The organism is Mucilaginibacter sp., from assembly GCF_039207105.1.
GTDB lineage: Bacteria > Bacteroidota > Bacteroidia > Sphingobacteriales > Sphingobacteriaceae > Mucilaginibacter.
Genome location: NZ_JBCECK010000045.1, coordinates 15,814 through 30,660 on the forward strand (window position 1 = coordinate 15,814; position 14,847 = coordinate 30,660).

General features: G+C 43.7%; 6 protein-coding genes. All 6 read left to right on the forward strand.

The genetic code is table 11. The annotated features are described in order from the left end of the window. Window positions 1-40: 40 nt before the first annotated feature. A complete protein-coding gene (locus AAGC65_RS11485) occupies window positions 41-7,981 on the forward strand; it encodes an MBG domain-containing protein (RefSeq protein WP_343112592.1) in 7,941 nt (2,646 codons plus the stop codon). Window positions 7,982-8,032: 51 nt separating this feature from the next. Further along, the gene (locus tag AAGC65_RS11490; RefSeq protein WP_343112593.1) at window positions 8,033-8,956 is read left to right on the forward strand and encodes a type IX secretion system membrane protein PorP/SprF; all 924 of its coding nucleotides are present in this window, start codon (window positions 8,033-8,035) and stop codon (window positions 8,954-8,956) included. Between the two features lie 350 nt (window positions 8,957-9,306). After that, window positions 9,307-11,034: a D-arabinono-1,4-lactone oxidase gene (locus AAGC65_RS11495; RefSeq protein ID WP_343112594.1), complete on the forward strand. Its 1,728-nt coding sequence runs from the start codon at window positions 9,307-9,309 to the stop codon at window positions 11,032-11,034. A 218-nt stretch (window positions 11,035-11,252) separates the two neighbouring features. Then, entirely contained in the window at window positions 11,253-12,287 is a 1,035-nt protein-coding gene (locus AAGC65_RS11500) for an LLM class flavin-dependent oxidoreductase (protein WP_343112595.1), read from the forward strand. Window positions 12,288-12,851: 564 nt separating this feature from the next. After that, complete coding sequence (locus tag AAGC65_RS11505) at window positions 12,852-13,688, forward strand: M57 family metalloprotease (RefSeq protein ID WP_343112596.1); 837 nt, start codon at window positions 12,852-12,854, stop codon at window positions 13,686-13,688. A 368-nt stretch (window positions 13,689-14,056) separates the two neighbouring features. Further along, a partial coding sequence (locus AAGC65_RS11510; RefSeq protein WP_343112597.1) for a hypothetical protein occupies window positions 14,057-14,847 on the forward strand: 791 nt, incomplete at its 3' end.

Sequence of the window (14,847 nt, forward strand, 5' to 3'; positions counted from 1 at the left end):
TGACAGTCGCGTTTCACTACCTAAAACCAACCTTATCACCATGAAAAAACTTTTACTTGTTTTTTGCATAACCCTTTCATTTGTTATCCCTGGTTTGCGGGCTCATGCTCAAACAACAATTGATTGGTCCTGTTTCACAACAGCGAGTACTTTGATTACTGCAAATGATATTGCCACTTTACAATTTACTAACGCTAATTGCCCTGCTGCCAACGGCTATTCATTACAAGCAGTAGGAACAGGTCAGTTGAGTATTACATTTGCTATATTTAACGGAGTTGGTTTTGTTAGAACCACAAGAAATGCTGCAGCTGCCACGACGCTTAATTACGCAAGATTCTTCAGGACTTCAGGTGGGGCCTTTGCCTTAACAGGTATATCAGTTTCACCAACTGCTGTGACTCCTGCTGCAGGTGGTAATCAGTCAATTACTTTGCACGCTTACAGGAATGGGGTAGAAGTTGGTTCTACATCCACTGGTACACTCAGTGTCAACTTACCGGTAGCTATTCCATCGGCTCAATTAAGTGCATTTGCTAATATTGATGAAGTACGATTTACCTCAAGCAGCGGCACTGTTATTGGTATTGGGTATGATGATATTGTAGTAACCGCAGCAGCGAACGCGCCAACCGTAACAACAACGGGCTCGTCTGCGGTCACCGCAAATTCGGCAACGCTGACAGGGAACGTTTCATCAGATGGCGGTGCTACGGTATCTGATAAAGGAATAGTGTATGGTTTAACAACTGACCCCACAATAGCCAATACTAAATTGGCCAACGGCAACGGAACGGGGGCTATATCTGTAAATGCCTCAGGCCTGGCACCTAATACCCCTTATCATTACCGTGCATATGCAACCAACACAATAGGCACAACTTACGGTGTTGATAAAACCTTTACTACGCTTACGGCCAACCATGCTCCGGTAGCTCTGGCCGATAACTATACATACACCATAGGAACGCCCTTAGTGATAGCAGCACCGGGGGTGTTAAATAATGATACCGATGGTGATGGCGACGCAGTTACCGCCATTAAGGTAACCAACCCTACGCATGGTACGGTAACTTTAAATGCTAACGGAAGCTTTACTTACACACCATCTGGTAATACAGCAGATTCATTCACCTATAAAGTAAATGATGGTACGGTAGATGGTAATACCGTAACGGTAACGCTTTCACCTGCAAATGTTGCTCCGGTGGCTGCGGCTGATAACTATACTTATTCCGTCGGTGTACCTTTGATAGTAGCAACTCCAGGTCTGTTAAATAATGATACCGATGGCAATGGCGATGCACTTACAGCCGTTTTGGTAACGGGCGCTGCACATGGTGGGCTTGTTCTGAATCCTAACGGCAGTTTTGTTTATACACCATCTAGCAATACTGCCGATTCCTTCACTTATAAAGCAAATGATGGTACGGTTAGTGGTAATACCGTGACCGTAACACTTTCGCCTGCAAATGTTGCCCCCGTGGCCGTGGCTGATAATTATGTCTATACCTCAGGAACGCCATTAGTGATAGCAGCTCCCGGCGTATTAAATAATGATACCGATGGCAATGGAGATGCGCTCACAGCTGTTTTAATAACTGGTCCTACGCATGGCAACTTAACTTTAAACCCTAATGGTAGCTTCACCTATACACCGTCTGGAAACACCAATGATTCCTTTACTTATAAAGCGAGTGACGGTATGGTAATCGGCAATACGGTAACGGTTACACTTACACATAATAACTCCAACCCGGTAGCCAACAATGATACCTATACTACCAATGAGAATACCGCTAAAACAGGCAATGTACTAAGTAATGATACTGATCCGGATGGTGATTCCTTAACCGCATCGTTGGTAACCGCACCTGTTAACGGCACTATTGTGTTAAATGCCGATGGTAGCTTTACCTACACGCCTAATAACAATTACTCGGGCTCCGATTCATTTTTATACCAGGTGTGTGATAATGGGGTTCCTTCATTGTGCGATACGGGAACGGTTACTTTAAATATTTCATCGGTAAACCAGGCGCCGGTATTGGCTTTAAGTGGCAGTACTCCACACTTTACTGGTTCGGCGGTGGCTGTTGATAATGGTATTACAATAACCGATGCAGATAATACAACCTTAGCTACCGCAACCGTTAGTATTACCGGCAATTTACATTCAGGTGAAGATCGGCTTGTTTTTACACCGGGAGGAACCGGTAACATAACCGGGAATTACACTCAGATTACAGGCACGCTTTTTCTTTCATCAGCAGGCTCTACTGCATCAATTGCCGAGTGGCAGACCGCATTAAGGGGGGTAACTTACCAGGATGTTGTTGTTACACCAAATACTGCAACCCGTTCTATCACCTTTTCGGTAAATGATGGTAGTGATGATAGTGCACCGGTTACCAAAAGTGTAACTATAAGCTCGGCAGTTATTAGTACCACAGGTACTTTATCGGTCCTGACAACCACTTACGGTACAGCTTCATCTTCGGGTACATTCAATGTATCGGGTGTGGCCCTGGGTTCCGGTATATTAGTTACCGCGCCAACTGGTTTTGAGGTAAGTACCGACAATACCACTTTTACAAACACGGTTACGGTAGGATCGGCAGGTACAATAGCATCAACCCCGCTTTATATCAGATTGGCTGCTGGTACCGGCGCAGGTAATTATTCGGGCAATGTGGTACTGAGCGCTACGGGCGCCGCCAATGTTAATGTACCTACGGTTGCCAGTACGGTTAACCCTAAAGCACTAACGGTTACAGCCACCGCCGCACAAAATAAAACATATGGTAACATTGATCCTACTTTAACCTATGCAATTACTAGCGGAACCCTGGTAGGTACCGATACATTTACCGGCTCGCTTAGCCGCGTAGCTGGCGAAAACGCGGGTACTTATGCTATTCTACAAGGGAACCTGGCACTCAGCAGTAATTATATATTGACTTATGTGGGGGCTAACTATACTATCAATAAAGCTGCTATAACCGTAACTGCCGATGCGAAAAACAAAGTTTATGGTAATGGTGATCCGATATTGATATTTCATGTCACTAACGGGTCGTTAAAATTCGCGGATACATTTAGCGGTTCACTTACTCGTGCCCCCGGCGAAAATGTAGGCACTTATGCTATTCAACAAGGGGGCTTGGCGCTCAGTAGCAATTATGTGATAACTTATGTACCAGCAACCTTAACGGTAACCCCGGCTGCGCTAACCATTACAGCTAATAATAAAGGCAAAGCCTTTGGGCAAACCCTTACCGGTGGCCCCGGCTCAACAGATTTTACATCTTCAGGTTTGGTTGGTACAGAAACCATTGGTAGTGTTACCATTACCTACGGAACAGGCGCGGCGGCATCGGCCCCGGCAAATACCTATACCGGATCGGTAGTGGCCAGCGCGGCAATCGGTGGTACATTTGATGCAGGTAACTATAACATTACATACGTTGCCGGTAATATCGTTGTAGGCCAGGCCATACTCACCATTACCGCCAACGATGCAAATAAGGTATACGGGGCGGCAATTCCTGCACTGTCGGTAACTTACAGCGGCTTTGTAGGCACTGATGATCCGTCAAGCTTAACTACCCAGCCAACCCTCAGCACTACGGCAACAACTAACTCGCCGGTGAATACTTATGCTATTACAGCAAGCGGAGCGGTATCGGCCAATTATACTATTGTTTATAATCCCGGTACATTAACGGTAACACCTGCTCCGTTAACCATTACCGCCAATGATGCCAATAAAGTTTATGGTGCAGCCGTACCTGCACTATCGGTAAATTACAGTGGCTTTGTGGGTACAGATGATGCGGCAAGCTTAACAACACAACCAACATTAAGTACTACAGCTACTACCAACTCACCAGTAAATACCTATCCGATTACGGCCAGCGGTGCTGCATCTGCTAATTACATATTTATTTATAAACCAGGTACTTTAACGGTAACTCCTGCGGCCTTAACTATCACTGCTAATGATGCCAACAAGGTTTACGGAGCAGCTATACCAGCGCTTTCGGTAAGTTACAGCGGTTTTGTGGGTACTGATGATGCAACCAGCTTAACCACGCAGCCAGCATTAAATACCACAGCAGTAGTTACTTCACCGGCAAATACCTATCCAATCACGGCCAGCGGGGCTGTATCTGCTAATTATACAATTACTTATCAGCCAGGGACTTTAACGGTAACCCCGGCAGCGTTAACCATTAAAGCCAATGACGCTAATAAGGTTTACGGAGCTGCTGTTCCGGCGCTTTCGGTAAGCTACAGTGGTTTTGTGGGAACGGATAACGCGGCAAGCTTAACTACCCAGCCAACCATTATCTCCCCGGTAACCGTTAATTCGCCTGTTAATACTTATCCGATCACAGCCGGAGGGGCGGCATCAGCTAACTATACCTTTACTTATGTACCCGGAACTTTCACAGTAACCCCGGCAGTGTTAACCATTACAGCTAATGACGCCAATAAGGTTTATGGTGCGGCTGTACCTGCGCTTTCGGTAAGTTACAGCGGTTTCGCGGGTACAGATAACGCGGCGAGTTTAACCACCGCACCAACTATTACCACCACGGCCGTGGCTAACTCGCCGGTAAATACTTACCCGATCACAGCCAGCGGTGCAGTATCTGCAAATTATACATTCGTTTATCAGCCCGGAACATTAACCGTTATCCCGGCAGCGTTAACCATCACTGCTAACAATAAAAGCAAGGCCTTTGGCCAAACGCTTACGGGCGGCCCCGGCTCAGCAGATTTTACCTCTTCCGGGTTGATTGGTTCTGAAACTATTGGCAGCGTAACCATTACCTACGGAACAGGTGCAGCGGCAACCGCTCCTGCAAATACCTATACCGGATCGGTAGTGGCCAGCGCGGCAACCGGCGGTACATTTAGTTCAGGTAACTATAGTGTCACTTACGTTGCCGGTAATATCGTTGTAGGTCAGGCAGTATTGACTATTACAGCTAACGATGCTAACAAGGTTTACGGGGCAACTAATCCTACGCTAAGTGTAAGTTATAGCGGTTTTGTGGGTACAGATGACGCATCGAGCTTAACTACCCAGCCAATCATCAGCACTACGGCAGTAACCAACTCACCGGTGAATACATATCCGATCACGGTAAGCGGTGCCGCATCATCAAATTACTCCTTTGTATATAATCCGGGCACGCTTACGGTAAATAAAGCTACGCTAACAGTTACCGCTAACAATAAAACAAAAACCTATGGCACGACTAATCCGGTACTTACAGTAAGCTACAGTGGTTTTGTAGGCACAGATGATGCCTCAAGTTTAACAACTGCGCCAGCCATAACTACTACTGCAGTAGATAATTCGCCGGTAAATACTTACCCCATCACGGCAAGCGGCGCTGTGGCAGCTAATTATACCTTTGTTTACAAGCCGGGTGTTTTAACAGTAACTAAAGCGGTATTAAACATCACCGCCAATAATACCTCAAAAACCTATGGTACGGCTAATCCGGCGTTTACGGTAAGTTATGCAGGTTTTGCAGGCACAGACGATGCATCAAGCTTAATTACCCAACCAGCAGTAAGCAGTACGGCGACAACTAATTCTCCGGTAAATACTTATCCTATTACTGCCAGCGGAGCGGCATCTGCCAATTATACCTTTGTTTACAAGCCTGGTATTTTAACAATTACTAAAGCAACGTTAACTATTACAGCCAATAATGCTAATAAAACTTATGGTGGTATTAATCCGGCTTTAAGTGTAAGCTACAGCGGCTTTAAAGGTACAGACAATGATGCAAGCTTAACTACTAAGCCAACGGCAAGCACTACGGCGGTTACAACGTCGCCGGTTGGTACTTACCCAATTACTGCCAGCGGAGCAGCATCTACCAACTATACATTTGTATATAAACCAGGTATTTTAACAATTGGTAAAGCTGTATTAACCATTACAGCCAATAATGCCACTAAGGTATACGGTTCGGTTAATCCGGCATTAAGTGTAAGCTATAGCGGCTTTACAGGTACAGATAATGCCTCAAGTTTAAGCACTGCACCAATTATAAGTACTACGGCAGTTACTGGTTCGCCTGTAAATACTTACCCGATCACGGCGACCGGAGCAGCATCACCAAACTATTCATTTGTTTATAAGCCGGGCATTTTAACGGTAACTAAGGCTGTGTTAACCATTACAGCCAATGATGCTAACAAAATTTACGGTACGGTTAATCCTGTATTAAGTGTAAGTTACAGTGGCTTTGTAGGGACGGATAAGCCATCGTGCTTAATTACACCACCAACGGTAACTACCACGGCAGTAACTACGTCGCCGGTTGATACTTACCCCATTACGGCTAAAGGTGCGGTAGCATCTAACTATTCCATTGTTTACAAGCCGGGAGTTTTAACGGTTACCAAAGCTGTGCTGACCATTACGGCAAAAAATGCTACCAAAGTTTATGGCACAGATAACCCAGTACTTGGGGTAACCTACGCGGGCTTTGCCGGTACGGATAATGTAGCCAATTTAACAACAGCACCGACGGCAAGCACCACGGCAGTTACCACGTCGCCGGTAAATACTTACCCGATCACGGCGAGCGGGGCAGTTGCTGCCAATTACTCATTTGTTTACAAGCCGGGTATTTTAACAGTTACCAAAGCGGTGCTGACCATTACGGCCGATAATTTAACTAAACCTTACGGTACGGTTAACCCAACGCTTACTGCAAGCTACAAAGGCTTTGTGGGTACCGATGACGCATCGGGCCTGACCACCGCGCCAACCCTAAGTACTACCGCGGTAACCAATTCGCCGGTTAATACTTATCCTATTACAGTAGGTGGGGCTGCATCGCCAAATTACTCCTTTGTTTATAAGCCGGGTATTTTAACGGTAACGCAGCCGGTGTTAACTATTACGGCTAATGATGTTTCCAAAACATACGGCTCGGCTAACCCAACGCTCAGTGTAAGTTATAGCGGCTTTGTTAACGGGGATAATAGCTCGACCCTGACCAAAGCTCCGGTTATTACTACTGCGGCGAATACATCGTCAAACGCGGGTACTTATCCAATTACAATTAGCGGGGCAGCAATAGCCAATTATAAAATTGTATATGTTGCCGGAACATTAACTATTAATAAGGCAACGCTCACTGTAAAGGTTGATAATAAAACCAGGCTCTACGGTGTCTCAAATCCGGCGTTAACCGATGTGTACAGTGGTTTTGTAAATGGCGACAATGAAGCCAGCTTAACAACGCAGCCGGTAGTTAAAACAAATGCAACTTCTACATCAGCTCCGGGAAGTTACCCTATTACGGCAAGCGATGGTGTATCTGCAAATTATAATTTCAATTACGTGGCAGGTGTGCTAACAGTTACGCCATTAAGTATTTCAACACTGAATAACCTTACGCTAAGCGCGGGTACACTGTCGCCATCATTTGCAACAAATATCCTTGCTTACACAGCGCAAGTTGATAATCAGGTAGAGGATATCAGGCTTACCCTAACCTTTGATGCTACGGCAACTGCAAAAGTAAATGGTACCATAACACATAATGGCAGCCCATCTGCCGATATTCCGTTGAATGTAGGTAATAATACCATTACCGCGGTATTAACCGCTCAGGATGGCGTTACCACCAGTACTTACACGGTAATTGTTTATCGCGGCGAATCGCAGGAAGCCATTGTAGGTACCAATATACTTACACCTAATGGGGATGGTAAAAACGATTTTTGGATAGTAAAAGATATTCAGCTTTTCCCTAACAATACGGTTGTGGTTTATGATAAGGGAGGGCGTACCGTTTTCACCAAACATGGTTACACCAATGACTGGAATGGAACCTACGGCGGATCGCCGCTTACGGAAGGTACCTATTATTACTCGGTTGATCTTGGTCCGGGCAACCGCAAGTTCAGAGGGTATATTACTATACTGAGAACCAGGTAACAGATAAGAAAAGACAAGGCGAATAACGAGAATATAGAAATTATTAATGCTATGAAAAACTTCCAACGGAATAAAAATATAATGATCATGAAGCCTTTGCTGGTAACGTTATTGCTTGTTTGCGCAAGCTTGTGCAGCCGGGCTCAGTTAAATCCTTTTCAATCAATCTATTTTCAAAACAGGTACATTGTTAATCCGGCAATGGCGGGGATAGATCAGGGCTTAAACCTTAATGTGGGCTACCGACAGCAGTGGAGTACATTTCCAGGCTCACCAAAAACACAATTGGTCACTGCTGATTATCAGGCAACCGAGCGGGTAGGCTTAGGTCTGAATGTAAATGACGATCAGTCGGGCCTGATCAGGGAAACCCGCATAATGGGTACTTACGCTTATCACTTACCCCTGAGCGATAATAACCAGAAACTGAATTTTGGTTTATCGCTGGGTGTAAACGATGCCCGGCTTGACCAAAGCAAAATTATTGGCGATGATACCGATGAGCAAATAGCCCGCTATAATCAGGCTAAGCCTTATTTAGATGGTGATTTTGGAGTAGCCTACACCAGCAATAATTTATTTGTTGAGGCTACGCTTCCTAATTTGAAGGCTACATTTTTCAGAAATTCCATTGAAAGGATAGATGTAGACAGGGTATTATTTTTCTCGGCTGTTAGTTATAAGATACATTCCAATAATGAATACAGTAACCTCATATTTGAACCTTTGGTAGGCTTCAGAAAGATAAAGGGAGCCACCAATATTTTTGATGCCGGTCTTAATTTTACTATGAGTAATTACTTTTTATCATTACAAGCCATATATCATAGTAATAATACTCAGGCTGTGGGCCTGGTGTTTGATCAGAAGGCGTTTGCGGTAAACTTTACTTATAATCTGGAAACCGGTATTATCCGTAATTACTCGGCTGGAGCCGTTGAGTTGGGGCTTAAAATAAAGCTGTTTCAAAAATAAGATCTTAGATACTAATTTTTAACAAACCGGGCTGCCTGTATAATGATACGGGCAGCCCGGTTTGCTTTAGGAGTATTTTAATATAGGGGTGTTTTTTTCGTTCATTGTATCGCCCCGCCCTGGTTTGAGTTTGTTTTACGATTAGTATTTAATTAAATTTATGTAAAATAAATATTATCAAATAAGCATAAATCTGACTGTGCATCAGGGGATTAAATCATGGATTTGACATACTGATGTGGTGTTGGTTTTTAAGAATAATATAATTGTTGAAATAATAGCTGTTATGGCCTTATTTTAACCTCCTAAGCCTTATCATTTATTTTACATACACCTAACCTAAACATCCTATGTCACAATTACCACCATTAGGGGCCGATGGCTTTTACCATCCCTCTACCGAAGCTGAAATTATAGCTTTGGTGCAAAAAGCAAACAACGAATTATTGGAGATCAGGTGCCGCGGCGCGGCGCATTCACTGGCTCGGGCTATTTATACAGATCCAGGTCAGGGTGAACTACCCGTACCGAATGTAGTATCGGAACAAAAACCGCCAAAGGGGCCCAATCTTAATGTTATGTTTGACCAGTATTATAAACTGAACTGGATTGATCCTCAAAAAGGTATTATTGAGGTAGAGGCAGGTATACACCTTGGTTATGATCCGGAAGACCCGACTGGTACGTCAACATTGGAAAATAGCCTGTTGTACCAGGCCTTTGTAAAAGGCTTTACTCTGAGCGATCTGGGTGGTATATCTCATCAAACTATCAGCGGTTTCCTGATGACGGGTTCGTCGGGCGGCTCATTGATGTATAGTATTGATGAAAATATAATAGGGTTATCTATCATTGATGGGTTAGGCCAATGTAAATGGTTTGATAAAACCGACGAAGAGTTTGGCGCCCTGGTGTTATCACTGGGCTTGCTGGGTGTGGTGAGCAAAGTGCGTGTACAGTTAACGCCCATTTTTAACATTTACGGTCAACAGATAACTTATCCTACAAAGCCGGCCGATTGCCCCATTGATCTGTTTGGCAGCGGTACGCCTGGTAAACCCAGCTTTGAGAACTTTTTAAAAGCGACACCTTATACCCGCGTACTTTGGTGGCCGCAGGAAAAGGTAGAGCGTGTGGTGATTTGGGAGGCATCCCGAGGTACAGCTATGCCTGTATTTGACCCTGTACCGTACGAAGAGTTCGCGAAAGACTCGCTGTTGGCCAACGTAGAGCAATTGCTGGCCTCCATCTTGTTTACCATGCTCGGAAACAGTAAAATAGGAGTGGTTTGGAAAAAACTAAGACCTTCATTTAAAGAGTTCAGGCATCTTACAGAACAATCATGGGGTGGTAGCATTTTAGCTAAAGCGGCTGCCTGGGTGCTCACGTTTATCCTTAAAATTATAGGATTTGTGATGGTCTTGTTCTTTATGACCTTTAAAGGTTTGCTGCGTGCTATTTACCCATTTGTAATAGATATTTTGCAGCCCCTGACCAAAAAGGGCAACGCGCAAATGTTTATGGACTATACCTACAGTAGCCTGCCTATGGATAACGGTGCAAATGATATATTAATGGGTACAGAGTTTACCGAGATCTGGATACCGCTGGATTATACCCAGAAGGCTATGCAGTTGCTTGACAAAATGTTTAAAGAAGGCAAGTTTGAAGCCACAGGCTATTACTCCACCGAGCTATACGCCGGTAAACAAAGCAATTACTGGTTAAGTCCGGCATATCAGCGCGATGTTTTGCGGATAGACTTTTTTTGGTTTAGTACCAACGAGGGTAACCCGGCATCAAAAGAAGATTTTTTTGCGCAGTATTGGGAAGCTTTGCGCCAGGAGAATATTCCGTTCCGCTTGCATTGGGCTAAGTTTTTGCCCGAGTACGATTTTGCTGAATGGGCAGCTTATATTCAGGCATCATACCCGAGGTGGAATGATTTTATGGAATTGCGTAAACAGCGCGATCCTAACAATATCTTTTTGAATAATTATTGGTCGCGCCATTTATTTGGTAAGGATAAAGCTGATCTGAAATCGGTAGCAGAAGCGCATAGCGAATTGCTTAGTTAAGTTCTTCACAATAGGGTTGCAGTGTTTGAACGTCGGCAAATCATGATGAGATGCCGGCGTTTTATTGTTTATAGATTAAAACATGTTTAAACATCAATTGTAGTTATTATGCAACAAAAACGGTAAAAAACGTTTGAGGGCTTGTATTAATGGGGCAGAGGTTGTTCTTTTGGGTAGCTAATTAAGGCCCGGATTAACTGACCAAAAACACAAACATCATGGAGATAGGAATCGATAGCTTTGCTGCATCATCATTAGTAACATCTGCATATCAAAATTCAGATAATGTGGATATTATGACGCGTTTACTTGAAAGGATTTCGTATGCAGATGAGGCCGGCCTTGATGTATTTGGTATAGGCGAACACCACCGGAAAGAATTCCTTGATTCGGCACATGCCATGATTTTAGCGGCTGCAGCTACTCAAACCAAGCGTATCCGTTTAACCAGTGCTGTAACTGTACTAAGCGCTGCTGATCCGGTGCGGGTATTTCAAAATTTTGCCACACTTGATCTGATCTCAAAGGGGAGGGCAGAAATAGTTGTTGGCCGTGGTTCGTTTATTGAATCCTTTCCGCTTTTTGGTTTTAAGGTAGAGGATTATGACGCGCTGTTTGCCGAAAAGCTTGATCTGTTGCTCCAGATCCGGGATAATGAGGTGATTAACTGGTCGGGTAAGTTTCGTGCGCCGCTCCGGGAACAGGTTATTTATCCAAGGCCGGTACGGTCACCATTACCCGTTTGGTTGGGGGTAGGCGGAACGCCGGAATCTTTTGCACGTGCCGGTAGCCTTGGTTTGCCTTTGATGGTAGCTATTATTGGCGGCGAAACCCATCGTTTCCGCCCGCTGATAGATCTTTACAAAGAGGCCGGTAAAATAGCCAGATATGCGCCGGAACAACTCAAAGTAGGCTTACATTCTTTAGGTTATGTAGGCGTTACAACGCAAGAAGCCAATAACGACTTTTTTCCGGGATATGCGGAGGCTTTTACCAAGATAGGCCGGGAACGGGGCTGGGGACCTGTTACCCGCGGGCAATATGACGCGCAAACCGGACCAACCGGTGCAATAGTAGTTGGCGACCCGAATGAGGTGGCCGAAAAGATACTCAGACATAGTGAGGCGCTTGGTGGAATTTCAAGGTTTACTTTTCAAATGGACAACGCGGCCTTGCCACAGGAAAAATTGTTAAAATCAATTGAACTTATTGGTAAGCACGTTATTCCGCAGGTTAAAAGGCATATAGCATAATCGATTCTCTGATAGTATTTCCTTCCTTTTTTCTGCTCTACATAAGGCAGGTAGGGTGTGCTTTGCCCTAATTTTCAAAACATTGGCCTTTTTTAATGGTTGATATGTTAAAATAACGGTTAGTTTTTTAAACTAATGTTGTTGTTGATTATTAAATATGTGCATTTTACCATGTTTTATATGTATAAAATATGGTAAAATGCTGTGTTAATATGTATTATATGTATAATTTTTCTATTTGAATAATATTTATTAAGTCTTTATTGTGCGTGATGATGTTTTGAGTAGGTTTTTAGCGGATATATTATTAATATTTATCCGTCTTGATGGTTTTATTGCTGTTTATTGTGAATTATTTTAAGGTTGATATTTTATTATTACTTATTTGTTTATCGGTAACAGAAAATTTACTGTGTTTTAAATTAAGTAAAAGATATTTTGTGCCGATAAAAGATCCTGAAATTGAATATATTTATGTACAAAATAAACCTGAAGCAATAATCTCCTTAATATAAAAAAGGCCGATTAAATATTATTTATCAATAGAGTTAACATTACCCAATAATGAAAATGAACCAATTTTTAAAGGTTAGCATGTGCGTGGCATTTGCAGCCTTAGTGTTATCTGCTTGTACCAAGAATAACCAAAGTGCCGATAAACCGGCGCCCCCTGCTGCCGGAGAAGTCTCGGCAGATGTGCTCAAAAAGATCTCGGATATGGGCTTTAGTACAACAGACGTACACAAACAAGGCGATGATTACCTGGTAGAAGGGGATATACTGCTCACCCCCGAAAATTTTTCGGAAGTGGTTACCAGCCCAACCATTCGGATTGCCGAAACAGAGCAGTACCGTACCAATAACCTGGTTAAAAAGTTACCACGGACTATTTCTATCTCTATATCAAATTTGCCAACGGTTTATAAAACGGCAACCATTAATGCTATTAACCGGTTTAACGCCTTAAACCTTACCCTGCGGTTTAAATTTGTAGGCAGTGCCGGTAATATTCAGGTTGTTGGTTTCAATGAGGGCCCAAGCGATGGTTTTATTACTTTGGGTTCTTCCGGCTTCCCGACGTCGGCCGGTAACCCTTACAATCAGATCAGGATGAATACTAATTCGCAGGCTTACGGAACCAGCCCCGAGGTAGGTTACCTGACTTCGGTTGTAGAGCACGAGATTGGCCATTGCATTGGTCTGCGCCATACCGATTATTTTAACCGTGCCTTTAGCTGCGGTGGTGCTGCATCAAATGAAGGTTCGGCAGGTATCGGGGCTGTCCGTATTCCGGGTACACCAAGCACAGGCGATTCTACTTCGTTTATGCTGGCCTGCTCAAACGGAAGCGACCGCTCATACAACGCCAATGATAAAATAGCATTAAGGTATCTGTATTAAAAGCTTTTCAGATTGCTTCAAAAAAGCATCATCTTAGAATTTGCATAGCATACGAGTGACTCACCCGGTCTACGCTTCGCTTGACCGCCCTCTCTTCGCCTTCGGCGGAAAGAGGGTGCGGAAAATGGAAGAGAATAAAAGAAAAACTCCTTTACCCTCTTTCCAGCGAAGCTGAAGAGAGGGTAAAAAAGCGTAGCGATGTCGGGGTGAGTTAATAAACAAGCTGATTGGCCGAACTATGCCTTTCCCTCTCCCGTGAGAGAGACCGTCAGTTTATAGGCTATTGTTTTTTAAGTGATATGGTTAAAAGGTTACTTTGTTTGATATGTGTTTGTTTATGCTTTAAAGTCTCATTAGCTCAAAAGGTAATGAGCGATAAGGCCATTATGAACCTGTATCAGACCAAACCGACAGCAACCGTAAAAAATAATTCCCCCCGCAGTTATTTCCTTGTTAAATTTAAAAAGCCTGCAGATATCAATGCGCAAAAAACGCGCTTGCTCAAAAGGGTATCTTATAACTTTTATGTGGTTGAGGCGCCTGGGAAAATAGTGACAGGCGAAAATATTGAATCGGCAATACCGGCAAATTCACTTTGGAAAGCGAGCGACAACTTGCTACAGCTTTGGCAAAAGCATCCTAATGGTAACCAGGCGATTGAACTTGCAGTTACCTCATCAAAAGATTCTATATTAACCGACCTGAAAAAATATGGTGATGTAACAGTTAAGCAGGCTAACATGGTTACGGTAAATATTTCTATGCAACTTTTACCTGAATTATTAGACCAACCTTATGTTGTTTTTGCCAATACGGTGCGTCAGGCTCATGAGGAATTGATCATTAATGATATTGACCTGGGCCTGAACAATATTTCGGCCATATCCAATAATTATCCCGGCATTGATGGCGCAGGGATAAATGTTGATGTGAAAGAACAACGGTACGATGATGATCTTGATTTGCTTGGCCGGTCGTTCAGCTCGTTTCAGGCGGCTAAAATTACATCTGGCCATGCCACCATTATGGCTACTTTAATTGGAGGTAATGGCAATTCGTTTATAAAAGGTTTGGGGGCTGCGCCTAAAGTAAGATTCACGTCGTCGGATTTTGCACGTTTATTGCCTGATAGCACCGCTGTTTTTAAGGCGTTTAATAT

Coding starts and splice junctions, on each gene's coding strand:
- AAGC65_RS11485 (WP_343112592.1), top strand. CDS start 41: ATGAAAAAACTTTTACTTGTTTTTTGCATAACCCTTTCATTTGTTATC.
- AAGC65_RS11490 (WP_343112593.1), top strand. CDS start 8,033: ATGAAAAACTTCCAACGGAATAAAAATATAATGATCATGAAGCCTTTG.
- AAGC65_RS11495 (WP_343112594.1), top strand. CDS start 9,307: ATGTCACAATTACCACCATTAGGGGCCGATGGCTTTTACCATCCCTCT.
- AAGC65_RS11500 (WP_343112595.1), top strand. CDS start 11,253: ATGGAGATAGGAATCGATAGCTTTGCTGCATCATCATTAGTAACATCT.
- AAGC65_RS11505 (WP_343112596.1), top strand. CDS start 12,852: ATGAAAATGAACCAATTTTTAAAGGTTAGCATGTGCGTGGCATTTGCA.